At 42.5% G+C, this 26,997-nt stretch carries 25 protein-coding genes; 16 read left to right on the forward strand and 9 right to left on the reverse strand.

Annotated elements, in window-relative coordinates:
• Nucleotides 1–46 precede the first annotated feature (46 nt).
• From QO189_RS01205 to QO189_RS01245, 9 genes are all read left to right on the forward strand, one after another.
• On the forward strand, nt 47–784 hold the full coding sequence (locus QO189_RS01205; RefSeq protein ID WP_371531185.1) for a uracil-DNA glycosylase: 738 nt from the start codon (nt 47–49) through the stop codon (nt 782–784).
• Nucleotides 785–796: 12 nt separating this feature from the next.
• Nucleotides 797–1,357: a tRNA adenosine(34) deaminase TadA gene (gene tadA, locus QO189_RS01210; protein WP_371531186.1), complete on the forward strand. Its 561-nt coding sequence runs from the start codon at nt 797–799 to the stop codon at nt 1,355–1,357.
• Between the two features lie 193 nt (nt 1,358–1,550).
• Nucleotides 1,551–2,318, forward strand: coding sequence for a (d)CMP kinase (gene cmk, locus QO189_RS01215; RefSeq protein WP_371531187.1), 768 nt, complete (start codon nt 1,551–1,553; stop codon nt 2,316–2,318).
• A 290-nt stretch (nt 2,319–2,608) separates the two neighbouring features.
• Entirely contained in the window at nt 2,609–4,297 is a 1,689-nt protein-coding gene (gene rpsA / locus QO189_RS01220) for a 30S ribosomal protein S1 (protein ID WP_201599784.1), read from the forward strand.
• 324 nt (nt 4,298–4,621) lie between these two features.
• Nucleotides 4,622–4,927, forward strand: a complete 306-nt coding sequence (locus tag QO189_RS01225) for an integration host factor subunit beta (protein WP_058024195.1) — start codon at nt 4,622–4,624, stop codon at nt 4,925–4,927.
• 57 nt (nt 4,928–4,984) lie between these two features.
• Complete coding sequence (locus tag QO189_RS01230) at nt 4,985–5,392, forward strand: lipopolysaccharide assembly protein LapA domain-containing protein (protein WP_201599785.1); 408 nt, start codon at nt 4,985–4,987, stop codon at nt 5,390–5,392.
• Nucleotides 5,393–5,469: 77 nt separating this feature from the next.
• Complete coding sequence (pyrF, locus tag QO189_RS01235; protein ID WP_371531188.1) at nt 5,470–6,168, forward strand: orotidine-5'-phosphate decarboxylase; 699 nt, start codon at nt 5,470–5,472, stop codon at nt 6,166–6,168.
• 150 nt (nt 6,169–6,318) lie between these two features.
• Nucleotides 6,319–7,116 (forward strand): metallophosphoesterase, encoded by a 798-nt coding sequence (locus tag QO189_RS01240; protein WP_371531189.1) that lies wholly within the window; start codon nt 6,319–6,321, stop codon nt 7,114–7,116.
• A gap of 165 nt (nt 7,117–7,281) precedes the next feature.
• A complete protein-coding gene (locus QO189_RS01245; protein ID WP_371531450.1) occupies nt 7,282–8,118 on the forward strand; it encodes a histidine phosphatase family protein in 837 nt (278 codons plus the stop codon).
• 142 nt (nt 8,119–8,260) lie between these two features.
• Here QO189_RS01245 and rpsT read toward each other — a convergent pair whose 3' ends face one another.
• The gene (gene rpsT / locus QO189_RS01250) at nt 8,261–8,527 is read right to left on the reverse strand and encodes a 30S ribosomal protein S20 (protein WP_058024191.1); all 267 of its coding nucleotides are present in this window, start codon (nt 8,525–8,527) and stop codon (nt 8,261–8,263) included.
• A 463-nt stretch (nt 8,528–8,990) separates the two neighbouring features.
• Here rpsT and QO189_RS01255 point away from each other — a divergent pair, with 463 nt between their 5' ends.
• From QO189_RS01255 to QO189_RS01275, 5 genes are all read left to right on the forward strand, one after another.
• Nucleotides 8,991–9,692, forward strand: coding sequence for an NAD-dependent epimerase/dehydratase family protein (locus QO189_RS01255; RefSeq protein ID WP_058024190.1), 702 nt, complete (start codon nt 8,991–8,993; stop codon nt 9,690–9,692).
• Nucleotides 9,693–9,886: 194 nt separating this feature from the next.
• A complete protein-coding gene (gene rraA / locus QO189_RS01260; RefSeq protein ID WP_371531451.1) occupies nt 9,887–10,402 on the forward strand; it encodes a ribonuclease E activity regulator RraA in 516 nt (171 codons plus the stop codon).
• Between the two features lie 207 nt (nt 10,403–10,609).
• Nucleotides 10,610–14,320 (forward strand): transcription-repair coupling factor, encoded by a 3,711-nt coding sequence (gene mfd, locus QO189_RS01265; protein ID WP_371531190.1) that lies wholly within the window; start codon nt 10,610–10,612, stop codon nt 14,318–14,320.
• Between the two features lie 168 nt (nt 14,321–14,488).
• Nucleotides 14,489–14,920: an HIT domain-containing protein gene (locus QO189_RS01270; RefSeq protein ID WP_057759208.1), complete on the forward strand. Its 432-nt coding sequence runs from the start codon at nt 14,489–14,491 to the stop codon at nt 14,918–14,920.
• A 335-nt stretch (nt 14,921–15,255) separates the two neighbouring features.
• Nucleotides 15,256–16,680 (forward strand): adenylate/guanylate cyclase domain-containing protein, encoded by a 1,425-nt coding sequence (locus QO189_RS01275; RefSeq protein WP_371531191.1) that lies wholly within the window; start codon nt 15,256–15,258, stop codon nt 16,678–16,680.
• 102 nt (nt 16,681–16,782) lie between these two features.
• On the opposite strand, the gene fdx is transcribed toward QO189_RS01275, so the two are convergent.
• The 8 genes from fdx to QO189_RS01315 form a co-directional block, all read right to left on the reverse strand.
• On the reverse strand, nt 16,783–17,121 hold the full coding sequence (gene fdx, locus QO189_RS01280) for an ISC system 2Fe-2S type ferredoxin (protein WP_371531192.1): 339 nt from the start codon (nt 17,119–17,121) through the stop codon (nt 16,783–16,785).
• Nucleotides 17,122–17,213: 92 nt separating this feature from the next.
• On the reverse strand, nt 17,214–19,094 hold the full coding sequence (gene hscA / locus QO189_RS01285; protein ID WP_371531193.1) for a Fe-S protein assembly chaperone HscA: 1,881 nt from the start codon (nt 19,092–19,094) through the stop codon (nt 17,214–17,216).
• Between the two features lie 207 nt (nt 19,095–19,301).
• Nucleotides 19,302–19,883 (reverse strand): Fe-S protein assembly co-chaperone HscB, encoded by a 582-nt coding sequence (gene hscB, locus QO189_RS01290; protein ID WP_371531194.1) that lies wholly within the window; start codon nt 19,881–19,883, stop codon nt 19,302–19,304.
• A gap of 137 nt (nt 19,884–20,020) precedes the next feature.
• A complete protein-coding gene (iscA, locus tag QO189_RS01295; protein WP_058024184.1) occupies nt 20,021–20,341 on the reverse strand; it encodes an iron-sulfur cluster assembly protein IscA in 321 nt (106 codons plus the stop codon).
• Between the two features lie 223 nt (nt 20,342–20,564).
• Entirely contained in the window at nt 20,565–20,975 is a 411-nt protein-coding gene (gene iscU, locus QO189_RS01300) for a Fe-S cluster assembly scaffold IscU (RefSeq protein ID WP_058024183.1), read from the reverse strand.
• 168 nt (nt 20,976–21,143) lie between these two features.
• Nucleotides 21,144–22,370, reverse strand: coding sequence for an IscS subfamily cysteine desulfurase (locus QO189_RS01305; RefSeq protein ID WP_371531195.1), 1,227 nt, complete (start codon nt 22,368–22,370; stop codon nt 21,144–21,146).
• Entirely contained in the window at nt 22,367–22,876 is a 510-nt protein-coding gene (locus tag QO189_RS01310) for an Rrf2 family transcriptional regulator (protein ID WP_238037312.1), read from the reverse strand. The genes QO189_RS01305 and QO189_RS01310 overlap by 4 nt, the downstream gene beginning before the upstream one ends.
• Before the next feature lie 484 nt (nt 22,877–23,360).
• Nucleotides 23,361–24,005 (reverse strand): hypothetical protein, encoded by a 645-nt coding sequence (locus QO189_RS01315; RefSeq protein ID WP_238037313.1) that lies wholly within the window; start codon nt 24,003–24,005, stop codon nt 23,361–23,363.
• A 458-nt stretch (nt 24,006–24,463) separates the two neighbouring features.
• Here QO189_RS01315 and QO189_RS01320 point away from each other — a divergent pair, with 458 nt between their 5' ends.
• Nucleotides 24,464–24,784, forward strand: coding sequence for an HU family DNA-binding protein (locus QO189_RS01320; protein ID WP_161808411.1), 321 nt, complete (start codon nt 24,464–24,466; stop codon nt 24,782–24,784).
• Nucleotides 24,785–25,121: 337 nt separating this feature from the next.
• A complete protein-coding gene (locus QO189_RS01325; protein WP_371531196.1) occupies nt 25,122–26,996 on the forward strand; it encodes a SurA N-terminal domain-containing protein in 1,875 nt (624 codons plus the stop codon).
• Nucleotide 26,997: the final 1 nt, after the last annotated feature.

Below are 26,997 nucleotides of genomic sequence, written 5' to 3' on the forward strand. Positions count from 1 at the left end.
AATCACTCAGCACTTATCGCATAACAAATATTAAAAAGGATGTACTATGGAACTGTTTGACGAACAGACCACCAAAACGCCAGAGCAAAAACAAGCCATTTTAGACAATGTCCGTTTACCAGAAGACTGGAAAGCAGCATTAGCAAATGAGTTAACGTCTGAAAATATGGATAATTTACGCGCATTTTTAAAAGAAGCCTATCAGTCAGACGATAGTATCTATCCACCTGCGCCGCTTATGTTCAATGCGCTTAATCTCACTCCTTTATCGCAAGTCAAGGTAGTGATTTTAGGTCAGGATCCTTATCATGGACCAGGACAGGCAATGGGGTTGTCATTTTCTGTTCCCAAAGCCATTCCTAAACCGCCGTCACTTAATAACTTGTTAAAAGAGATGGCGAGCGATATTGGTATCGCACCTTCAAAACATGGTGACCTGACCTACTGGGCAGAGCAAGGTGTTCTGTTATTGAACAGCTCGCTGACAGTAAAAGAGGGTGAGCCGAACAGTCACCAAAATAAGGGCTGGGAGCAGTTCACTGATGCAGTGATTGACGCGGTTAACGAACAGACTGAGCATACCGTATTTATTTTGTGGGGCAGCAAAGCCCAAAAGAAAGGTAAGTACATTGATACTGACAAACATCTGATTTTGACTGCTGTGCATCCTTCTCCGCTTGCTGCCAACCGGGGTGGGTTTTTTGGTTCCAAACCATTTTCTAAAACTAATGATTATTTGGTGCAATATGGCCAGACACCGATTGATTGGCAATTGCCGCAGTAAAAGCTAAACACTATGAATACAACTTTAACACCACATGTTTTAGCAGATGGCAAATTAGAGCGTATATCGTTTGTATCGCTTATATTTTGGTCCCTGCAAGATGATAAATGGATGCAAGAGGCGATAAAACTGGCGAATCAGGGCGCTGAGCTTGGCGAGGTGCCAGTGGGTGCTATATTAGTATATGAGCAGCAGATTATTGGTCAGGGATTTAATCAACCGATTGGCCGCCACGATGCGACAGCACATGCCGAAATAGTCGCATTGAGAGACGCGTGTCAGCGTTTAGAAAATTACCGACTGCCATTACAGACAACTTTATATGTGACTTTAGAACCTTGTACAATGTGTATCGGTGCGTTGATTCATGCCCGTGTAGACAGGATCGTGTATGCGGCGAGCGAACCGCGTGCTGGTATGGTAGGCAGTCAAATGGACTTATCAATTCAGCCTTTTTATAACCACCAGATCCAAGTATATAAAGGATTATGCAGCGAGCATAGTAGTCAATTGCTAAAGACATTCTTTAAAGAGCGTAGACGATTAGCAAAAAAGCATAAAAGTAGCTTTTGAAAAGAAACAACTAATAAACAAGATATCGGTCTTGGCTCTAGTGGTAGCGATGATTTTTTGCTATAATATTGCCCTATTTGATAGCGAACGCTTCAATAGGTGATTAAGCATTCGATATACCAGTGAATCTTGCTTTATTACTATTGCATAATAAGCCATATATATAAGTAACAACGACTATTGAGTAAGTATTATGACTGTCTCCGTAACTGATAATGATCTACTCAATAAAGACGATAGCGAAGCCCATTCAACACGCTATCCTGTTATATGTATCGATGGTCCCAGTGGGGCAGGAAAGGGTACGGTCACATGGCGTTTAGCTCAAGTATTGGGCTATCAGCTATTAGACTCTGGGGCGCTATATAGAATTGTAGGACTCAAAGCATTCGAAGCTGGATTGATCACAGCGGATGCTAGCCAACCAATCGATGAGTCGGCAGTGTTAGCATTGACGAAAAGCTTGGAAATAGCCTTTGTACCAAATAATGACTCAGGGCGCGTAGACATCATTGTGAATGGACAAGCGGTAGGTGATCAGGTACGCAACGAGACAGTAGGCGGCTATGCGTCACAAATCGCAGTATTTCCAAAAGTCCGTGAGGCTTTGCTTACGTTACAACAGGATATGGCGACACGTTCAGGACTCGTCGCTGATGGTCGCGACATGGGGACGGTTGTGTTCCCGGATGCGGATGTTAAGGTATATCTGACCGCTAGTGCTGAAGCACGTGCTGAGCGCCGTGTAACCCAACTAATTAATGCTGGGCAAGCAGCAGATTTTGACGCGATTTTGGCGACGATTAAAGAACGTGATGATCGTGATGAGAATCGTAGCACCGCACCATCAAAACCTGCAGCAGATGCTTTATTACTTGATAGCTCAACGCTCGATGCTGATGCGGTTTACGAGCAAGTAAAAAAACATTGCCGAGATCAAGGTCTGTTTTTTAATAGTTAATAAAAACAACATATTAAGTACTAAAAAATTCCCTATAGTCCCTGTTTTTAATGTAGAATTATACAGTTGGAAGTTAGTATTTTTTGACGATTAATCATTTATTAGGCTCAGTTGATAAAATGAATTAAATTAAGACAGTTGTTGTTAGCAAGTTTAAATATGCGCTTATTAACAACAAACGTTTTTATATATGATTGCATAAGATATAAAACCAGTATTCTCGTTTTATGCAATCATAAATTTGATCCGTACTGTGCTGGACAGGATACGGCTATACAAAGGTAGACATAATGGAATCATTTGCTGAACTATTTGAAGCGAGCATCGAAGAAACAGGCCTAGATATCGAGCGTGGCTCGGTTATCAACGGTACTGTTGTGGCCATCGATAGCGATTGGATCACAGTTGATACTGGTCTGAAATCTGAAGGTATCGTCGCTCGTGAAGAGTTTTTAAGCGAAGAAGGCGAACTTGAAGTTGAAGTTGGCGATAGTGTTGATGTCGTAGTTGAAGCGGTTGATAACGGCATGGGTCAAACCTTGCTGTCACGCGAAAAAGCTAAGCGTGTTGAAACTTGGAACTTCCTTGAAAAAATCGCTGACAATGATGAGATCGTAAAAGGTATCATTTCAAGCAAAGTTAAAGGCGGTTTCACTGTAGATATCGGTTCAGTACGCGCGTTCTTACCAGGTTCATTGGTAGATGTACGTCCTATCCGTGATACAACGCATCTTGAAGGCAAAGAGCTAGAATTCAAAGTCATCAAACTTGATCAAAAACGCAACAACGTTGTTGTTAGCCGCCGTGCAGTTATGGAAGCTGAAAATTCAGCTGAGCGCGAAGAGCTATTGAACAAGCTTGAAGAAGGCATCGAGATCGAAGGTATCGTTAAGAACCTTACTGATTACGGCGCGTTCGTTGATCTAGGTGGTATCGATGGTCTATTGCACATCACTGACATGGCATGGCGCCGTATCAAGCATCCATCTGAAGTTGTTGAAGTTGGTCAAGACCTAAAAGTTAAAGTATTGAAGTTTGACCGTGAGCGCAATCGCGTAAGCCTAGGTCTAAAACAACTTGGTACGGATCCTTGGGACAACGTTGGCGGTACTTACCCAGTGGGTAGTGTTGTTAAAGCTCGCGTAACCAACTTGACTGATTATGGTTGTTTCGCTGAGATTTCTGAAGGTATCGAAGGTCTAGTACACGTATCAGAAATGGATCATACCAACAAAAACATCCACCCATCTAAAGTAGTTCAAGTGGGCGACGAAGTTGAAGTAATGATTCTTGATATCGACGAAGAACGTCGTCGTATCAGCCTAGGTATCAAACAAACTCTAGCCAACCCATGGGATGAGTTTGATAAGAAACATGAGCGCGGTGATAAAATCACTGGTACGATCAAATCAATCACTGACTTCGGTATCTTTATCGGTCTAGACGGTGGTATTGATGGTCTGGTTCATCTGTCTGATATCTCTTGGAACGAAACTGGCGAAGATGCTATCCGTAACTACAACAAAGGCGACACCGTTGAAGCAATGGTATTGTCTGTAGATGCAGAAGCTAACCGTATCAGCCTAGGCGTGAAGCAGTTAAGCTCTGATCCATTCAACGAATACCTAGTCGGTAATGACCGCGGTGCTATCGTTAATGGTAAAGTGAAAGAAGTAGACGCTAAAGGCGCTACTATTGAGCTTGCTGACGAAGTTGAAGCTTATCTACGCGCTTCTGAGATTCAACGTGACCGCGTTGAAGATGCAACCAAGCATCTATCTGTTGGTGATGACGTTGAAGCAAAAATCATCAGCGTTGATCGTAAAACACGTAACATCAACTTGTCTATCAAAGCGAAAGACGAAGCTGAAGAGCGTCAAGCGATCAAAGATCTTGGCAGCACGAACACAACTGCCGCTGCAGGTTCTGATGCACAACCAAAGACGATTGGTGATTTGATCAAAGAGCAAATGCAGTAAGTTGTAAGTTATTGATATAAAAGTAATATAAAAAAAGCGACTTTGGTCGCTTTTTTTTATGATTAAGTTTTGATATTTGCATTAATAGGTAAGGTTTTTGGCTAAATAAGGAAACTCTTATTCCTATTTTCCTCAATATCCGCTATCATTTGCAACATTGAGTAACGAGATGTGAGCGACAGTGTATTTAGAGTTGCGATATGACTCTTGTAAATAGACTACTCTGATATGAGCTATTATTCATTTAGCTATCAGAGTTTTTATTGATAACACTGTTTTAACTTACTATCAGTTTATCCATCAATCAACAAGGCAAGCGTAATAATGCAGCAAGCGATTAACAAATCCGAATTTATCAGTAATTTGAGTGCGAATTGTGACAACATGGCAGATACCATCGTTGATGACGCCGTTCGCGAAATATTAAATTTGATGACCCATACCTTAGCCAATGATGGCCGAGTCGAGGTTCGTGGGTTTGGCAGTTTTTGTCTACATCATCGCCGCGCTCGTGTCGGACGCAATCCTAAAACGGGTGAGAGCGTACCAGTTCCTGCCAAAGCGATTCCACACTTTAAGCCAGGTAAAGCATTACGTGAAGCAGTCAATGATAAAGTAGCACACAGCTAATACTCATCAATGATTGACTGACCAAAAACTATCATTCCAACCTGAGGTAATTGTCTCATGCGTTTTTTATTATTCGTATTGCTGTTTTTGAGCTTTGCTTACTCGCTTGGTCTGGTATTGGCAAATAATACCGAGGTCGGGGTCAATTTACTGTTTTCGCAAGCACCTACAATGAATTTGGGGCTACTGCTCATTTTATGTCTAATACTCGGCATCATTATTGGTATTCTATTGTCATTGCTTATATTCCGTGTACTACAGAATAAGTGGGAAATCTCACGTTTGCAAAAGGCAAATACCAACTTGCAAGAGCAGCTGACTCAAGCTAATGTTGTCATTGACCGTCAAGCAACCGCGCCGACGGTAGAAGAAGCTGTTTATGGTGCGACTGCTACTAATGTGCAAGACACCACAGAATCTCACTTAAGTAAAGGTGGTACGCTGTCTAAGCGTAAGCGAGATTAATCTGCTAGGCGATGGCTATTGGCTACATTGTTGACCTCAAAAATAATGCTCTGATAATTATGATAGATGGCAAAACCATGAATAATGTGATTAATTCTCCCGTCATTGTTGCTTTAGACAACATGACTCTGCAAGCATCGTTGGCATTAGCTGATCAATTAGATCCGACGTCATGTCGACTAAAAGTAGGTAAAGAGCTGTTTACGCGCTGTGGCCCTGACATCGTTAAGGCGCTACATCAGCGTAACTTTGAGGTCTTCTTAGACTTAAAGTTTCATGACATTCCTAACACTACTGCTCAAGCGGTAGTAGCTGCTGCCGAGCTTGGTGTATGGATGGTGAATGTTCATGCTAGTGCAGGTCTAGAGGCTATGTCTTTGGCAAAACAGCGTTTAATAGATAAAGACCTTGATACATTGCTCATCGCGGTGACTGTATTGACCTCTATGGACAGTGACGCATTGATGCAAACGGGTATCACTGATAGTTTAGACGCACAGGTGAGCCGATTGGCGCAATTGACCAAGCAAGCTGGGCTAGATGGGGTAGTATGCTCTGCTCAAGAAGCGAAAACGCTTAAAGCGTTATGCGGTCAAGATTTTAAATTGGTCACGCCAGGCATTCGACTAGCAGAAGACAATGCTGATGATCAAAAGCGTATCTGTACGCCGAGTCAGGCATTGGCAGATGGTTCTGATTATTTGGTCATTGGACGCTCAATTACTCAGGCTACCGACCCTGCGGCTAAATTGCAGACAATACTGCAAAGTATTTAAGTTTTGATATTAATAAAGTAAAAAGACAGCCTAAACCGCTGTCTTTTTACTTTTTGCTGGTAAAGAAAAAGCTGATACACTACTTTAGCGCTTGCTCACGCTTACGGCTCAAATTATTGATAATGATACTACTGGATGATATTGGATAATATGAAATTACAAATATTAAGTGACTTACATATTGATAGTTATGCACGCCAGTCACACCCTATTGGGCATATTCCTAAAACTGATGCAGATATCGTGTTGGTAGCAGGGGATACTGCCAATAGTGATAGAGGTATGCCGTGGTTACAAGAGCAGGCAGCACGGTTACAAGTTCCTTTGATCACAATCTCAGGTAATCACGAATATTTTGACGAAAATGTGCTAAGTTTTGACCAAAAGTTAGCGACTTGGGATAATTATGATGCTGCCTCTAACAAAGGGGTTTGTGTCTTACAGTGCCAGCATATTGATATTGGTGATACACGAATCTTAGGTTGCACACTGTGGACGGACTATCAGTATCATGCCAATGAAGATACCATGGCTGCTGCTAGGCATTTTATGCGTGATTATAAGCAGATATATGCAGGCAGAAAGATGTTCTCACCTGAAGTTTCCATGCAAATCCACTCAGAGCATCGTCAGTGGTTGCAGCAAGCACTAATTACTGCCAAAGCATTGGGCAAAAAAACGGTCGTCATGAGCCATCATAGTGTCAGTGCATTATCTGTGTCTGAAAAATATGCCGATTTACCAAGTAATGCTGCCTTTGTCAGTGACTTGTCTGGATGGATGCATGAGGACTGGGCACCAACGCTATGGGTGCATGGACACACGCACGAAGCATTCGATTACCGGATAGGTAATACGCGGGTAATCGTTAATCCAAGGGCTTACCCTAACGAGATTAGTAGTACTGCATTGGAATTTGCGTGGGATAAAGTCGTTGATATTGGTTAGCCGAGATTTTGCGCATGTAAGTAATAGTGATGGCTGTCTGTTACAGCTTGCCATTCTCAAAAGTTAGATACCCCATTTCATATATAACAGGATATTTACAAGATATATTGCAACTGGACTTGTATGTTGTTCATTCCTGTCAAAAAATCTGCTACGCTTGCTACCATGAGTAAATATCTTAATAGCACCTTATCAAAAGTCTCTGCTGACAAGCTTGCGAGTCATACACCAAGTGCGCCTGCGCCTTCACATTTGCCAGATAGTATGATTTCTTCGGTCAGACTATTACCTGAGAATGAGCGGCTTATTTTATTTACCAGACACTCTTTGCGTGAGCGTTCTGACGGCAATGGTTTTGCCAGCTATCAGTTGCCATTGACGCCTAAAGGCCGCGTATTAGCAAAGTCTTGGGGTCGTTGGTTAGCAGGTCACCTCCCATACTCGCTCGATGTTGATAGCATCTCGAGCCCGATTAAACGCTGTATTGATACGGCGCAGCTCATGCAGGAAGGAGCAGGTCTCAAGCGTGATATTACGCATCAGTCACTACTGGTTGAGCCTGGTAGCCTCGTTACTAAACCTGAAATAGCCAACCCAATATTTAAAGAGATTGGTGTACTGAATTTTATCAATCGCTTTTTGCAAGGCAATCTTGAAGGCACCAAAAATGCTTATCAAGGTGGCCTTGATATTCTCTCGCTCTTTTATCAAAATCAGCCGCAGCATGGACATCTTATGCTGGCAGTCAGTCACGATACTTTGTTGTCTGCATTCTTAGCCGTGATGTTCGATGTGGAAGAGATTGATTGGAATGATTGGCCAAAAATGATGGAAGGGGTGTTTTTGTGGTTTGATGATAAACCTTTTGATCAGGCAAATGCGCATTTTATTTGGCGTGGCCAAGTATATACACGTCCGATTAGTTCATTGTTGAATGGGTATCGTGCAGCAGGGTATCACCCAAATAAACTTCTATTACCACCAGAGGTGCAATGGACATAAGATTTCATCAAAAAATGGCAATGACGATTCACTAGATATATATCGAGCAGGCATAAAAAAACCTTGCTCCAGTATTAGAACCAGTAGCAAGGTTTTAGTCATGACGCTATAAAAGCGTAATGCGGTCTAGACAATACAAATCTTAAGCTTGTAGGCCTTTGATTGTTTTGTTTAGGCGACTCTTACGACGAGCAGCTTTATTCTTATGAATAATACCTTTGTCAGCCATACGATCAATAACTGGTACCGCTTTTTTGTAAGCTTCGGTAGCCGCGTCATAATCTTTAGCTTCGATAGCCGCATCAACACGTTTTAAGTAAGTACGAACCATAGAGCGTTGTGACGCAGAGTTCTGACGACGTTTGGTGTTTTGACGGGCGCGTTTACGAGCTTGTGCAGTATTAGCCACGCGTATCTCCTTGATAAAGACAGATAAAAATATGAATGTTGATTGCAATAATGGGTTTAACAATCATCGGTGACGAGCAGCCTCTCGCCAAACATGATGTCGATGTCTAATATTAAAGTATCTAATATGAATAGATCATCGCAAGCGCCAGAACTGTTTGGAATAATTAAACAGCGTTGACGTGTAAAGCCGGTTATCTTAGCAAATTATTGCGCTAAGGACAATATATTTGATGATTAATGCGCAAAGAAGTGCTGTAAACTCATGAATTTTGGCCTATTTAGGTATCTAAATCAATAGCAGACATCAATAGGCGCAACTGATTGATAAAATCTCTTACAATATATCCTACATAATAGCGTCAGTTATTCATGAATTTAGGTATGATATCCTAATGATAGACCTTGATATAGGTTACTTTTCATCAATATAGAACCTCTAACGTTATATAAGTGGATAGGGTATGCAGCGAAAAGCAATTGTGATTGGCGCAACAGGATTGGTAGGGCAGCATTTGGTAAAACAGCTGAGTGAGCTCTATGATACATTGATTGTGATCGCTCGGCGCCCGCCACGCTATATTAATGCCAGCATGCGTTTTTATCAGGTTAATGACTTTGATAATCTCTCAGAAGTGTTTGCGAGCGTTGGTGCGGATCGAACGACAGATGCCTTTAGTTGTCTTGGCACCACCAAAAAACAAGCTGGCAGTGATGAGGCTTTTCGAAAGATAGATCATGATTACAATTTTAACTTTGCTAAGCTATGCCGTGATAAAGGGGTAGAAAACTTTTTTCTACTTTCATCCATGAATGCCGATATTGACAGCCGCTTTTTGTACAATCGAGTCAAGGCAGAGACTGAGCAATCTATTACGGCACTAGGCTTTGGTCAACTGGTGATATTCCGACCGTCATTGTTATTAGGCAAGCATAAAGGGCGCCCACTTGAGAGCATTGGTCAAAAAGCTTTTAAGCTTATCTCGCCTTTAGTCTCCGAGTCACTCTCATTACATCCTATCTCGGCTAAGCGCGTCGCTAGTGCAATGGCGATGAGTGCGCATGACATTTATCATCGTCGTAAATACCGTACAGAACCCCAGATTGAACATACAGAGATCATTGAAAATAAGAAGATGCTTGCGATGACTCGTGTTAAGAAATAGGAAAGTTATTTTTTCTGATCTTAGAAGGTGTCCTAAAGTCAAAATGTTATTAGCGTTACGTATCAATGTGATGAGCACAAAATTACAAGTATGAAAAAGATAATAACTGTTATCGAGACATTGATGCGTGTTTAAATATCAGTCAGTTGATTCACCAATAACAAGGAGTAGAAGCAGTGTCAGAAGCAATGGAAATGAGTAAGGAAAATTTTGTGACTTGTGATCTATTGGATGCCCATCCTGAGTCGCAAGTATGCTTACCAAATATTGAAGGTAAGTCATTTCGTCGTTTTGGTGCAAAAGATAAATTCTGCGGTGAAATCGTGACGGTGAAGTGTTTTGAAGACAATAGCCGCGTCAAATCGTTATTGAATAGCGATGGTAAAGACAAAGCCGGCAACGGTAAAGTATTGGTCGTCGATGGTGGCGGTTCTATGCGCTGCGCGCTATTAGGCGATATGATTGCACAGTCAGCTATTGATAATGGCTGGGCTGGAGTTATCGTATATGGCTGTGTGCGTGATGTTGATGACATGGCAGCGATGGATCTTGGTGTGATGGCACTTGGTTGTATTCCGCGCAAGTCTACTCGCCGTGATGAAGGTCAAACGGATATTGAAATCAGCTTTGGTGATTTAACGTTGAACTCGGGAATGTTTGTCTATGCTGACAACAATGGCATTATCGCTAGTAATAAACCGTTAATTTAAACTTGGTTTAACCAGTGTGAATGAGAACCTCATCTGATAAGTTGGGGTTTTTTTATGTAATGATAGTTAAAGCTTAATAATCGTTATCAATCCTCGATCATGAATGAGTGAACTTTTACGTGACAAACCGTTACGGCATAAGTTTTGGTAATTGCTCAAATATTCGTATAATAGCTTTCTGACTCCTTAACTTTGATCCTATTCTTTATGCCTATCACTGCTTTGACTGACGCGTTTGATCCCATTAACCAGCAGTTGTTCCCTATCCAAAATGCCGAGCGGCGTTGGCTAGCGCCTGTCCATGGTGCAGTCAGTAGCTTGTGGCTGGCAAGCTTGGTTCAAACGCCTATGTGGAATGTTGCCAAGCGCCTAAAGGTCGTGGTGGCACGTGACCAAAACCAACTCAATCAGATAGAGACCGAGCTGGCATTTTGCGGCGTCGATGCTTACGTATTCCCTGACTGGGAGACACTAACGTATGATGAGCTATCTCCGCACCAAGACATCGTTAGTGAACGTATCAATCTGCTGACAGATATGCCAAAAACGGGTGTGCTGCTCATCTCAGTACAGGCGCTGATGCATCGCGTTGCGCCGCCAAGTTGGCTGATTGGGCAGCATTTTGACCTTAGTGTCGGCGATCAATTCGATATTAATACACAACGTGATCTGTTGGCAAAGGCAGGCTACCGTGCTGTTGAAAATGTCTTTGAACCCGGTGAGTTTGCGGTACGTGGCAGCATTATCGATATCTTTGCTATGGGTCAGCCTTTTCCGCTGCGTCTAGATTTATTTGACGATGAAATTGAGACAATTCGTTTTTTCCATCCGCAAACTCAGCGCACATTGACCGCTGATGATCTCAAGGCGATGTTGACAGGCAACGATACCAGTATGGGCAAAGAGTCACTGTCGCTGCTGCACAAATTGCCAGATATCTCTAAACCGATCGAGCAGTTCCAAATATTACCAGCAAAAGAGTTTCCGCTGGATGAAGGGCGAGAGACATTTCGCACGAATTTTGCGGCGATGTTCCCTAATGCCAGTAGCCGCAAGTCTGAGCTGCATAAAGATGTGATGGCAGGTATTGCGAGTAGCGGGTTGGAGTATTATCAGCCACTATTTTTCGACCTAAAAGATTGGCAAGAAGAAAGTACACTGTTTTCTTATTTGCCAAGCGATGCGTTGTTTATCACGGATGAACTCATTAACGAAAAACAGGCGGACTATTGGTCGCAAATCCAGCGCCGCTATGAAGAACGTCGACATGATATTGACAAGCCTATCGTTGACCCTACGCTGTTATATCTATTGTCTAATGCGCTTAATGAGCAGCTAAATCACTATCCGCGAGTGATATTAAGTGCACGTGATGAGCTGGCTACAATGAATGATGTAGCAGCGCCAGAAGGTAACGACTCATCTCAGCCGCAACTGCCATTAACTCCTACTAAGCAGCAAGGCTTGGTGACATTAAGCGCTCAAGAACCACCACAACTGGCAGTAAACCATCAGAAATCTGAGCCATTAACTGAATTGCTCGACTTTTTACATGTTCAAAAACAAACAGCAACGCCAGTACTAATCGTCGCAGAAACCGCTGGCCGTCGTGAGATTCTCATTGAGCTGTTTAAAGGCAAGATTGATATCAAAGCATACGATAGCTTTGAAGCATTCTTAGCAGCAGATAAAACGAGTGCTATGAATAATGCTCGTTTACCGCATGTAGGTCTGACTGTGGCACCGATTGAGCGCGGTGTTTATGTGCCTGAACGCTTAGTATTAATTAGTGAGACGCAGCTGTTTGGTCGTCAAGTCTTACAAACGCGTCGCCGTCGCCAAAGCGGTGTATCAGAAGAGTTTTTGGTCAAAAGCGTCACTGAGATAACAGATGGGAGCCCAGTCGTTCATATCGAGCATGGTATTGGTCGCTATAACGGTCTAATTACGCTAGATGTGGGTGATGGTGAGCAAGAGTTTATTCATTTGAAATATGACGATGATGCCAGCATCTATGTGCCAGTCGCTAACTTGCAAATGATCAGTCGCTATAGTGGCGGTGATCCAGCTTTGGCCCCGTTACATAAGATTGGTAGTGGCAAATGGGATAGGGCCAAACAAAAAGCGTTAGAGCAAATTCACGATGTTGCGGCAGAGCTACTTAACATGCAGGCGCGTCGTGAGGCGAAAGTTGGTATTCACTTTAAAATAGATCCGTCGCAATACGAGCTGTTTGCCAGTCAGTTTGCGTTTGAAGAAACCGCTGACCAAGCCAATGCCATCCATGCGGTCATGGAAGACATGAGACAAAACCAACCGATGGATCGCCTTATTTGCGGTGATGTTGGCTTTGGTAAAACAGAGGTGGCGATGCGCGCAGCCTTTATTGCTGTCAGTGCTGGCTATCAAGTGGCTGTATTAGTGCCTACGACACTGCTCGCTGGACAACACGAAGACAACTTCCGCGATCGTTTTGCCGATTGGCCAGTTCGTATTGAGAGCTTGTCGCGCTTTGGCGGCAAAAAACATCAAGAAATGGTTTTAGCTGACTTGGCTGACGGTAAAGTAGACATCGTAATTGGTACCCATAAACTATTGCAGCCTGACGTGAAGTTTGCAAACCTTGGACTAATGATCGTTGATGAGGAGCACCGCTTTGGAGTACGTCATAAAGAGCGTATTAAGGCTATTCAGACAGATGTAGACAGTATGTCTATGACCGCGACTCCTATCCCTAGAACGCTTAATATGGCGCTCTCAGGTATGCGTGACATGTCTATTATCGCAACCCCGCCTGCACGTCGTCTTGCCATCAAGACCTTTGTCATGCAAAAGACAGAAGCGCTGATGAAAGAGGCTATCTTGCGTGAGTTATTACGCGGTGGGCAGGTCTATCTACTACATAATGATGTGGCGAGTATCGAGCGTATGGCAGAGACCATTCGTGATCTTGTACCTGAGGCGCGAGTAGGGGTTGCTCATGGACAGATGCAAGAGCGTCAGCTTGAGCAGATCATGCAGCAGTTTTATCACAAGAAGTTCAATGTACTGGTGTGCTCTACTATTATTGAGACAGGTATCGACGTACCGAATGCCAATACCATTATCATTGAGCGCGCTGATAAGTTTGGTTTGGCGCAACTACATCAGCTACGAGGCCGGGTAGGACGTAGTTATCATCAGGCGTATTGCTATCTGTTGGTGCCTTCTATCAAAGGTCTCAAAGGCGATGCCAAGCGTCGCCTCCATGCGATTGAACGCGCCAATACATTGGGTGCAGGCTTTATGCTGGCGAGTGAAGATCTAGAGATTCGCGGGGCAGGTGAGATATTGGGTAAGCAGCAAAGTGGTAATATGCAGGCGATTGGCTTTAGCTTGTACATGGATATGCTGGAGCGTGCAACTAAGGCGATCAAGGCCGGTAAAGAGCCTGACTTGAATACGCCACTATCACTGACCAGTGAGATAAATCTACACAGTTCTGCGCTTATTCCAGAGGAGTATTTACATGACGTACATCAGCGCCTACTGTTTTATAAACGTATTAGCAATACAGATGATAAAGAAGCGTTGACGGATATCCGGACGGAGATGATAGACCGTTTCGGTGCATTGCCAGACCAGACCAAGCAGCTATTTGCTATTCATGCACTGCGCTTGCAAGCAGAACCCTTGAAGATTAACAAAATCGATGCGAATAGTAGTAGTATGACGCTGGAGTTTGCTCCTGATACCCCCGTCGATGCCTTGGCGATTATTAAGCTGATTCAGTCAGATGGACAGCATTATCGTATGAATGGGGCATCTGGTATTCGTTATCAACATAGCGATAAGCTCGCAACGCCTCAACAGCGAGTCACTGTTGTCCAAGATCTTTTACGTTATTTTAGTGAGCATATGGTGACAGAAGCTGCCTAAATTTGATTAGTGAAGGATATTATCGGGGTTTCCAAGATAACCAACACAAATGCAATAGTGTATGGTGCTATTTTATCGAAGGGATAACTGATAAAATAACCAGATTGCTTTTTCTTCGATATTTTTTACGTACTTTTATTTGCATTAAACAACAAGAGAACCGTCATTATGTTCCAACTTCATCATAAACTTGCTGCTGATAGTTTCTTAGTGGGTGATTTTCCATTATCTACTTGTCGTTTGATCAATGACTGCCAGTTTCCTTGGCTGATATTAGTGCCGCGCGTATCGGGTATCAAAGAGCTGTACGAGTTGTCTGAAGCGGACCAAACGCAGTTCTTGCGTGAGTCGAGCTGGTTATCAAGCCAGTTAGCCAAAACTTTTCAAGCAGATAAAATGAACGTAGCCGCGCTTGGCAATCAAGTCCCGCAGCTTCATTTTCATCATATTGTTCGTTATCAAAACGATATGCAATGGCCAAATCCAGTATGGGGTGTGCCAGCTGTTCCTTATACCAAAGAAGTCTTGGCACAAATGCAGCAGACGTTAATGATGGCGCTACGTGGTCATCATCAAATGCCTTTTGATTGGCAGATGTAATACGTTTTTAACTTTGAATTGCTTTACCTCATCTATAAAACATTATTTATGAAGCATCTTTCATAAACTATTGCGACACTAAAAAAGCCAGATACTCGTCATATCTGGCTTTTTTCTGTAATAATCAAACATTGTCAGTTATTTATCCAGAAAATTTTTTACCTACATAAATGATAGATGGTGTTTTTTTAGCTACCACTGACCTAGGTCTCACCTAATTTAAAAAGTATAATATATTTTTGTAATAACTTATCATTCAGATAAATGATGTGTGTATGCTATTCTTATATATCTTTATCTCTCTGATAGCCTATCTTACTTAAGTGAAATTCAATATGCCTTTTAAAGAGACATTAAAGCCAAAACTGTCGTCAAAAGGTAGTGGAATCTGTCAATTCGACTATCCAGAAGTTTTTGTTTTAATACTCACTGTCATATTACTCGCACTGCATTACAATTTTCGTCCTACTTCAATGGCATTATTGGTTGTCATTACCCTACCTAGTTTGATGATTCTGATTTATAACTACCGACGCGAAACCAGTCTTTGGACGTCTAATATAGTCGTTATTTTATTTGCGGTCGTCATTGGGTCAATACAGTTTTGTACGGTGATATCGCTCAGTCTGGTAGCCTTAATCGGCGTACGTATGATCGTCAGTGGTGTCGATAACGCTCTAAGATTATTTACTGTGGCATTGGTGACCTCTATTGTCTTTTATTATGTCAGTACAATACTGGACAACGAAGGGTTGAACTGTGATGAAGGCTGGGTTCCACCCGCCGTATTGTTAGCAAGCATAATAGTTATTTTGTATCAGTTTCGCAGTACGTATCAAAAGTATATCGGTTATAAAGAAAGTGCCTCTAAAGCAGGAGGGCGTTTGAGTACCATGGTGTCGGTCATCAATAAGTTGACTCGCTTTGTACCACCGCAAATTTGGGAACCAATTGTTAGATCTAATAGCCCTGTTAGTGTGTCGAATAAACGTGCCAAGCTGACCATTATGTTTTCAGATATTGTGGGTTTTACTGATCTGTCTGATAGTCTGAGCGCTGACAACTTGGCTGATATTTTGAACACTTATATGCATTGCATGACGTTGATTGCTGATAGACATGGTGCTGTACTTGATAAATTTATTGGCGATGGCATGGTGTGCTTTTTTGGCGAGCCCGCCAGTAACGGCCCACGTCAAGATGCTCTTGACTGTGTGGCAATGGCGATAGATATGCGCCGCGAGATGCGTACATTGCGCCAAAAATGGCGGCTGATGGGGTTTGAGGGGTTGTACATACGTATTGGTATCACAACTGGTTATTGCCACGTGGGTAATTTTGGTAGCAATAATCGTCTTAGTTATACACTGATTGGTAAAGAGGCTAATCTGGCCTCAAGACTCGAATCGAATGCTGGCAAAGATGAGATATTGGTCAGTGAAAGCACATATGATTATGTTTGCCATAACTATGAGTGCCAACATGTTGGAGCGCTTCAGCTAAAAGGCTTTGATGACAAGGTAAATGCATGGCAAGTACTTGACCCTGACGCTAATAAAGGTCATTTGTCTAAATGGGTAGATCACACCTTGCCAGGGTTTAACTTGCATCTAAATTTTAAAGATATGAAAGACAATGACTATCAAGATATTAGGAGTCGGTTAAACTTTGCGCTTGAGCGTATCGAACAAGAAGAAGAAAAGTTGGCACAGAGCATCGCTGAAGAAAGCAAACGTCATAGTGCTAATAAAAAATCATGATTTGGGAAATAATATCGTGAAATATTGAGTATAAAAAAAGCCAGCTATTATATTTTAATAGCTGGCTTTTTTATAACTTATAAGTAGTTTGTACTAATCATATTAATGATTTTCTTTTGCATGATTGAGCGTATATTTGGGAACCTCAATGGTTAGATCTTCATCATCAAGCATGACTTGGCAAGACAGACGTGAGTCAGGCTCTAATCCCCACGCACGATCAAGTAAATCTGCTTCGACATCATCCATCTCATCTAGACTATTGAATCCTTTGCGCACGACCACGTGACAAGTAGTACAAGCCTTTGACATCTCACAAGCATGCTCAATTTTGATGCCTTTTTCTAATAACGCTTTGCATAAGTTTTCGCCAGATTTTAGCTCGACTTCTGCACCCTCTGGGCAAATCTCGTGATGGGGTAGTACGGTAATTTTTGGCATAAATTATGTGTCCAATGCTAATCAATATAAAAATAAGAAAGATGAGAAGTCAGCTTAGTCATTATATTAAGCTGTCCTTGTAAGCGTTCCTGTTACCAGTCTTGGGCGCTAGTGCCTGCCATGCTGGTTTTGACGCTTTGATTCATAATGCGAGCAGCAAAAGCGTCGCTATGCGGCTTGAGCTTTGCTTGCTGTGCTTCAATAATTGCTAAGTCGTTAGTGTTGAGTACCGTCTTTAGTGCCTGTATTTGTTCTGCTAAGGAGTGCTGCTCCTCAGAAGAGAGCAGTGCTGCAAACTCGTTCAGGGCCGATTCTAAGGCCAACACTTCACGTTCCGCTTCGACTTTGGTTTCAATCAAAGAGCGCGCATTTTTATCTTCTTCTGCGTGCTTGAATCCGGCAACCAGCAACTGTTCTTTTTGCTCATCTGATAGCCCATAAGAAGGCACGATCTCGATTTTACTTTCTGTTTTGGTCGTGGTTTCTTGTGCACTAACGGTGAGCTGACCATTGGCATCGATACTAAAAGTGACTTCGATACGGGCAAACCCAGCTTTCATTGGTGGAATACCATAAAGCTCGAAACGACCCAATGAGCGGCAGTTTTCTACAGTTTCGCGCTCGCCTTGTACCACATGGATAACCATGCCAGTTTGACCATCTTGATAGGTAGTAAACACTTGGCGCTTTTTGACAGGGATGGGCGTATTACGTGGAATGAGTACTTCTACCAGACCACCCATGGTCTCAAGACCCAAAGATAATGGTGTCACATCTAATAGTAATAAATTGTTGTCGCTATCACCATTCACCAATTGATGGGCCGTTTGAGCAGCACCTAAAGCAACGACTTCATCTGGATTCAGACGGCAAAGTGGCTGCTTGGCAAAAAATTCAGTCACGACTTGTTGTATGGCAGGCATACGTGTTGAGCCACCGACTAAGATAACTTCATCTAGATCGGTGGCAGTCAGCTTAGCGTCGCGCAGTACTTGTTCACATACGCTCAACGTGCGACGACTAACAGGCTCTACGATAGCGAGTATGTCTTCACGGCTTAATGTGCCTTTGTAAGATTGCCCATTAACAGTAACGTCAATATCAACCTGTTCTGCGTCAGTTAATGCTTGCTTATAAGCTTTAGCCTCTTGTGCGAGTATGGATTTATCATGGAGGCTTACGTCTTTTGGATCAATACTCAATTGCTTGATGATCCAGTTGGTAATAAGACGATCAATATCATCGCCGCCCAGTGCACTGTTACCACCCGTTGCCAATACTTCAAAGACGCCATCAGTCAGCTTTAGGATAGAGACGTCAAAGGTACCGCCACCCAAATCATAGATTAAATAGTAGCTTTCTTGATTATTATCTTGGCTATGTTGATCAAGGCCGTAAGCAACCGCGGCAGCAGTAGGCTCATTTAATAAACGAAGTACATTGATACCAGCGGCTTGCGCAGCATCTTTGGTGGCTTGGCGCTGTGCTTCATCAAAATAAGCTGGCACGGTAATCACGGCACCCTCAATGCTGTCTGCAGGTAATGCGCTCGCTGCACGTTGCTCAAGCGCGGCTAATATACGCGCTGATACTTCGACAGGTGACACTTCACCTTGAGCCGTGACAAATGCTGGCATGTCATCTTTACTACCAGACAGCTCATAAGGATGAGAGAATTTGATATCCGCTTGGCTACGACCCATAAAGCGTTTAGCCGAGACGATCGTATTTTTTGGATCATCCGCCAAATGCGCTAGTGCATCATGACCGATCAGCGGGTTACCTGTCGCCGGATAGTAGACGACAGACGGCAGTAGCGTATCTGCTACTGAGCTTGCCTCTAAGACTTGCGCCTTGCCAGAACGTACCACAGCGACCAGTGAACGTGTCGTACCAAGGTCAATACCAAGACCAAAACGATGTTGATGTGGTTGAGCGCTTTGATTGGGTTCGGCAATTTGCATTAAAGACATAAGGATAACTCAGAGATAAAATTAATAAGTAAAATGAGGTAAATATAAACTGTTCAGTATCAGCGCTTAACACCATATCTTGTCTAGAACTAGAGAAGGTCAGCGACTAAGCTAGCTTAAGGTCAGAGATTATACGGTATAGTTTATACTAATTTAACCAAATATTTAGAATATAGCTTTCAAATAAGATACATCATGCACAGCTATCTAGACGTATAGATCGTCGTCATCTGAATGTGCAGCAGTGGCGACTTCATCCAGCCCCGTTGTAACATCAGCATTCAATTTGACCAAAAACTTCAATTTCTGTGTCGCATCAATCGCCGTTGGCCAATCTTGCTCTTGGTAAGCAGTTTTAAAACGTTGAGACTGGTTTGCCAAGCGCTCTGTAATCTGAGGATGTAGCTGCCGCAAGGCTAAAAGGTCTTTGCCTGCAATAGCGTCATCTAAATCCATACGCATTTCCATCGCATCTTCTAAAAAATCCAAATCTGCGATGGAGTGCTCTAGATTTTGTGCTTGATCGGCCATACCTAGTAGGTAACCAGCACGGCTATCAGGTGCACTCAATGTTTGGTAGGCTTGATTGATGACGGCAGAATACTGCTCCGATTGCTGCTTTGCTTGCTTGGTATCTGCTAAATTCTTTGCAACATTATCAGGATGATAGCGTTTTTGTAGCAGACGTAGATGCTGATCGAGACTGTCTTGATTGACTTCAAATTGTACAGGTTGCTCAAATAGGGCAAAGAAGTTATCAAATTGTGCTTCTGGAATCGTATCTGTCATATCTTACGCCTTGCTTTTTTTATTTGTTTTTAAAGTCTTAATCTGGTGCTTCCACTAAAGATATTAGTGCACTTATATCTTTTGTATTGATTCATCACAACGGGTGCATCAACCTAAAAAATTAGTTGATTGAACCATTAAACAGTAAAAGACTCACCGCAGCCACATTCACCTTTTTGGTTAGGGTTAGTGAACTTGAAACCTTCGTTTAGACCTTCTTTTTCATAATCCATCAACAGGCCATCTAAATAGACCAAGCTTTTAGGATCAATAAAAATGCTAACGCCGCGGCTTTCATAGCGCGTGTCATTTTCATCAGGTATATCTACAAACTCTAAAACATAAGCGAGGCCCGAGCAACCCGCTGTACGGATACCAACTCGAATACCTTCACCTTTGCCGCGATTGTCCAAAAAGTCTCGAACATGCTGAGCGGCGCGTTCTGTCATTTCAATCATGCCAACTCCCATTGACTATTAATCTTAAATATCAATAAATAAACTATGTAAACTGGCAAGCGAAATTACGAGTTTGCCAAAATAATATGCTAATAGTTTTTAGAAAATAAAAGGTGACAATTACATAAGTGTCATTGTCACCTCTTTAGCGTTAGTAGCTATTTGATGTATTACTACTTTAGCATTGCTAACAAAACACAGCGCAGACGCTAGTAGGTTTGGCTTAGATAGTGGCTTCTTCTGCCGCTGCTGCTACGCCATGCTTACCTTTGTAGTCGCTAATAGCGGCTTTAATGGCATCTTCTGCAAGTACAGAGCAATGCACTTTTACTGGTGGTAACGCTAATTCCTTAGCGATATCGTTGTTTTTGATTTCGCCAGCTTGATCCAAGCTTTTGCCTTTTAGCCATTCAGTAACGAGCGAGCTTGAAGCAATTGCTGAACCGCAGCCATAAGTTTTAAAGCGTGCATCTTCGATAATACCGTTATCGTCGACTTGGATTTGTAGACGCATTACATCGCCACAGGCTGGGGCACCGACCATACCGGTACCAACATTCTTGGCATTTTTGTCAAGATTGCCAACGTTGCGTGGGTTTTCGTAATGATCAATAACTTGGTCACTATAGGCCATGGGGTTTTCTCCTAGTTAGATGATGAGTAATCGCGTACTAACTTTAAATGTCTAACTACTCATCGATAATTGGGGTCAAACATTTAGTTAATAAAAACTGGATTTGTAATTGTCTGATCAATCGTTTAATAAATATATTTGAAGCTGTATTACTGTCTATGCTTGATTTTAGTGCTCAGCCCATTCGACTGAATTCAAATCAACACCTTCTTGGTACATATCCCAAAGTGGTGATAGAGCACGTAATTTATCAACAGCTTCATGCATTTGCTTGATAACAGTGTCGATGTCTTCTTCAGTCGTATAACGACCAAAGCTAAAGCGGATTGAGCTATGCGCCAATTCGTCTGGGCGACCGATAGCACGTAATACATATGATGGCTCAAGCGTTGCTGATGTACAGGCAGAACCTGATGATACCGCTAAGTCTTTTAGTGACATCATTAGCGACTCACCTTCAACAAAATTGAAGCTGATGTTCACAATGTTTGGTACGCTGTTCTCAAGATCGCCGTTTAGGTAGATCTCTTCGATATCTTGTAGACCATCCCAAAGCTTTTGACGTAGTTTGGCTGCGTGTGCGTGATCTGCTTCAAAGCTTTCATTGGCTAGAGCAAACGCTGCACCAAGACCAACGATCTGATGCGTTGGCAATGTACCTGAACGCATACCACGCTCATGACCACCGCCATGTTGCTCTGCTTTCAAGCGAATACGTGGCTTACGACGAACAAACAATGCGCCGATACCTTTAGGGCCATAAGCTTTATGACCTGAGAAGCTCATCAAATCGATCTTCATTTCTTCAAGATTGATTTTTACTTTACCAACAGACTGTGCGCCATCAACATGGAAGACTACACCGGCTTCACGAGTGATTTCACCAATCGCTGTAACATCAGTAATCGTACCAAGCTCATTATTTACCATCATAAGCGATACCAAAATCGTATCATCACGTAGAGCTTCTTTTACTTGCTCTGGCAAGATAAGACCTGTGCTTGGCTGTGGCTCAAGATACGTAATCTCAAAGCCTTCTTGCTCAAGTTCACGGCAAGTATCTAATACGGCTTTGTGTTCAATCTTACTAGTGATGATGTGCTTACCACGAGACTGATAAAAGTGAGCCGCACCTTTAATGGCTAGGTTGTCAGATTCAGTTGCACCAGAAGTAAAGACGATTTCGCGTGGATCAGCGTTTATGACTTCAGCCACTTGTCCGCGAGCAGTTTCTACGGCTTCTTCTGCTTGCCAGCCGTAGCCATGCGAGCGCGAGGCTGGGTTACCAAAGATGCCATCTACTGTCAGATATTCGCTCATCTTAGCAGCTACTGGTTTAGCAACTGGTGTGGTGGCGGCATAATCTAAGTATATAAGGTTGTTATGTTGGCTCATGCTGGGTTTGCCTCGCTGTTCGATAGAGTAATGGTATTGATGTCTTTTATGGAAATATCTTTTGTAGAGTTGTGCTGACGTTCTGATACTGACTGCACGTTTTCCATATCTAATAATTGCGCTAATGTTATATTTTTCAAGTACTGTTCAATATGATTTGATAGTGCACACCATAGGTCATGGGTCAGGCACATTGTACCACCTTGACAGTCACCGCGTCCTTCACACTGCATCGCATTAACGGATTCATCGACAGCAGATATGATGCTCATCACATCTATCTCGTTCAATGGCTTGGCTAGGTGATAACCACCAGCTGCACCGCGAATACTGGTCACAAGGCCACGTTTGCGTAGCTTGGAGAATAACTGTTCGAGGTAGGAGATAGAAATTGACTGCCGTTTAGCGATATCAGATAGAGATACTGCGCTCTCTTGTTGACTGGTCTGTAATGCCAAGTCTAGTAAAGCGGTAACGGCATATCTGCCTCGAGTAGTTAAACGCATGTGTTATCTCCAAACTTTTATGTCATTTTTATTTAACAACGATCTTGGAAAAGGATAGATATAGGCAATAATATATCAATATAAAAACTGTCAATCATATCCGTTCAAGTTGTGTCTTATCGTTATTAAACAACAGATGGTTAACCCGATGTGTGCAACGATTAGGTTAATTATACTTAATCCTGAGTAATTTAGTCAAGATTAAAGTGTGGTTAAATGGTTAATCGAGCTTATCGCTATGATTGATAAAAACAATGGTGTTGAAGATGTATGTATGAGCGGGGAGAGAGATCTTATTTTTAACACTTCGATATTGGCTAATGTATGAGTTAAACATAAGTTGTAGCAATATCGAACAAGCCAGAATGGAACAATCTAGGGAAAAAACAAGCGTCCATTACCTGCAATAGGCACTGTACGCTCATTTATATCTGAAATCATAGTTTGGTAAAAATCAATTAATAAAAGCTAAGTTCGATTAAAATCAGCTCATCAACAGTGCGATGACTGAGCCAATCATAACGACCAGCGCCACCACAGTGACAATCATAAAGGTCTTTTGCTTACTCTGTAGCTCTTTGACTGTGGTTTCAAGTTCGCGGTTCTTGATGGTTAATGTATTGATTTGGGTCTGTTGTTCTTTGATACGCTCTTTATAATGGTCTTTCTTTTCCGCCATTTCAGCATCGGTCGGTTTGGTTTTAGCTTTGCCACCTTTTATCTTTCTGATTAAACCTTGGATTAAGCTGCCGAGACCAAGCTGCATAATGAATTGTTTGACCAGCTGCACTTGAACGGATTCACCGCGCATTTGTAGTTTTTCGGTCGTCTCTCTATCGTGAGTGGTGATGGCATTAATCACTTGAATGCTATAAGCATTGATAACGACATCAGGTTCGCTACGACCAACAGGCAGCTGGGCATCTAAGAGTACGCCTTTGGTACTAAAGGTGGCAAAAACCTCAACATGAGGCAAATATAAGCGCAATGCTACGACCGTACCTTGTTTGGCAAGTGGATAAGCGGCTTTACGTAGTTCAGGATCCAAACGTAACAATAGTGTCAGCGCCGACTCGATGAACACCAGAATAATATTAAGAAGAGAGTGAGACAACGTAGAACGCTTCATGTAAATAATCCATTTTTTTTATTTAGCAAGTCAAAGTTATGTAATAAACTTAAGTTTATTTTTACGCAAAACTTGCAGTGATATTTTGCTTATAGTAACGCCTTTATAATAAAAAGTAACGCTAGTTTCTGTCAGTGGTAAAATTATTACAGTACAATCTAGCAGTTGATAAAGACACCAAAATTTATGACTGGTAATGCACAGACACCAACTGACAACTGTTTTAAAGAATAAGCAAAATAAGTTGATTCATTGTTTGAATGAGGGCAGTTCGCCTGTATAGAGGTTGCAGATGTTTTGCGTAACATTGGGTGTCAAATACGTAGTTGATGGCACAAAAAGATGTAAAATCGCTTGCACTCCTTATGCTGCCTTGATATAAAGACGATAACAAAGCGAAACCTGTTAATACGCCAGTCAGGTAGTTTTTATTGCGTAAGTACCACGAGAGCGTTACAATGCTTGGCGTGAGCGTTTATTACCCCCTTAAACTTGAAGGAAATTTTATGAATAAGTCAGAATTAATTGATAGCATCGCAGACAAAAGTGGTCTAAATAAGACTCAAGCTGGTGATGCTTTGAATGCTGTTATGGAAAGTGTTGGCGAAGCTTTAGAAGCTGGCGATAGCATCTCTCTAGTTGGCTTTGGTACTTTTAGCGTAAAAGACCGCAAAGCACGTACTGGCCGTAACCCTAAGACTGGTGAAGAGCTAAGCATCCCTGCAAGCAAAGTACCAAGCTTCAAAGCTGGTAAAAACCTAAAAGAGCGTTTGAACTAAGCCGCTCCATGGTAGATGGTCGCTTTGGCTGATGTCATAAGCTAAGCACCTAAAAAGCACCTAAATATTAGGTGCTTTTTTTGTCGCTATAGTTTATCTCATACAACGTGAATATTTTGAGTATATACGAAAAATCACGTATCATAGGGCGCGCGATAGATGCGTTGTTTAAATAAGGTATTGTCACTGAACCTTGTTTCCCCTAATAAAATGTACACGTTCTTCCTCTTACCATTGCCGGCTTAAATAGCATTGATATTAGCAGGTCGCACTTAACAGCTCCTAACAGTATTACAATGGTTTTTCATCAATATAGGTTAATAAAGCAGAGATAACTATGGATAAATTGCGCGATTTCTTAAAAAGCTGGCCAGGTCGCATTTTATTGATTTTATGCCTATCGCCACTGGCTCTATTGGGTGTCGAAAGCTATTTTGGCGGTGGGGTTGATCCCAACCAAATCGCTCAGGTGGGTGAGGCAAGCGTAGGGTTGTCCGAGTATCAGACTGCCGTCAATAACCGTCGTAGCGAAATACTAGAGCAAGTTGATGATGCCAGTTTATTGAATGAAGACGTACTGCACGAGCAGGTACTAAAAGGTCTGATTGATCGTACATTACTAGAGCAGCAAGCAGGTAAGCTTGGCATGACAGTCTCTGATGACACGATCAATCGTTTGCTGCGTGAAGAAGAAATATTCAAAGATGCTGATGGCAACTTTTCTAACGATCAGTTTGCAAACTTTTTGCGTCAGCGTGGTATGACCAAGAACCAGCTGTTTGCAGAGTTTCGTAATCAGTTAAGCTTGGATCAGCTCAATGCTAGTATCGTTGGTACAGCCGTCTATCCAATGCAGGCAGTTAGCCAATTGATCGACTTGCAACTAGAATCACGCAACGTCTGGGTACATCGTTTTGATTGGCAGGACTATGCTGATCAGGTCAAACTGAGCAAAAATGATATTCAAGCATATTATGATGCCAATAAAGATACCTTAAAAAGCGCGGCAATGGTCAACTTGGCTTATCTTCAGCTTAGCCCGCAGACCATCAAAGTCGATGATGTGACAACAGAAGAGTTGCAGCAGCAGTATGAAGCGTATAAGCAAGGTCTGGCTGCTGATGATGAGCGCAAAGTGAGTCAAATTCTGTTAACAGGTGATGATGCTAAGGCAAGAGCAGATAAAGTTAAAGCTCGCTTGGCTAAAGGCGAGTCTTTTGCTGCTGTGGCCAAAGCAGAATCGGATGATCCTTCAGGAGAAACAGGCGGTGACATTGGTCGCTTTAATCCGTCAGTATTTGGTGGTGACGCCGATGCTGTTGAAAAAGCACTAGAAGGCTTGAGCGTTGGAGATGTGACAGCCCCTATCAAGACCAGCTTTGGCTATCAGATATTCACAGTCACCGAAGACAATGGCAAAAAGATTCCAAGTCTCGAGAGTATGCGTGCTGAGCTGACTGCTAAGGCAAAAGAGTACAAGCGTCAAGAAGTCTACGCGGATAAAGTAACCTCGATTAATGATTTGGCAGCAGATGGCTTTAGTATCGAAGATATTGCGCAGCAAGAGAATGTGACGCTAAAACGTATCAAAGATTACCGTAAAGAAAACAACAAATCAGTATTATCGCAACCAGCAGTGATCAAACAGGCCTTTGACGAATTTACGATTCAAGATCAGGCCGTGACGGCAGGTATAGAAGTTGGTAACGGTACGGTATGGGTACAACCAAGCAACTATCGTCCTACGACCACACTGAGCTTATCTAGTGCAACGCCAAGAATCACTCAGATATTGCGTCAGCAAAAAGCCACAGCCTTGGCGCTAAAAGAAGCGAAAGCTGTCGCTGCTGGTATCAAAACACCAGCTGATATTGCTAAGCAGTCGGTAAGCTTGCAATCTTTGGGTGAGATCAATCGTCAAACAACGTTGCTGACTGATAAAGAGCGTGGATTGGCCTTTAGCAAGCAAGCTGCCAATGATGGCGTAGTCGCGCTCGCTAGTGAGACTGAAGCAGGTGCAACGCTATTGGTTGGTGATCGCATCAAGACTGAGCAGCAGTCACCACTATCTGATATGCAAAGAGCGCAAACGGCCAGCATCATTCGTGACAATTTAGGTCAAGACCAGCTGCAAGACTACTTAGACTATCTACGTATGGTCTATCAAGTTGAGATTAACGAAGCCAACATGGCAAATGCACAAGGGCGCTAAG

This window comes from Psychrobacter sp. Arc29, from assembly GCF_041431175.1.
Taxonomy (GTDB): domain Bacteria; phylum Pseudomonadota; class Gammaproteobacteria; order Pseudomonadales; family Moraxellaceae; genus Psychrobacter.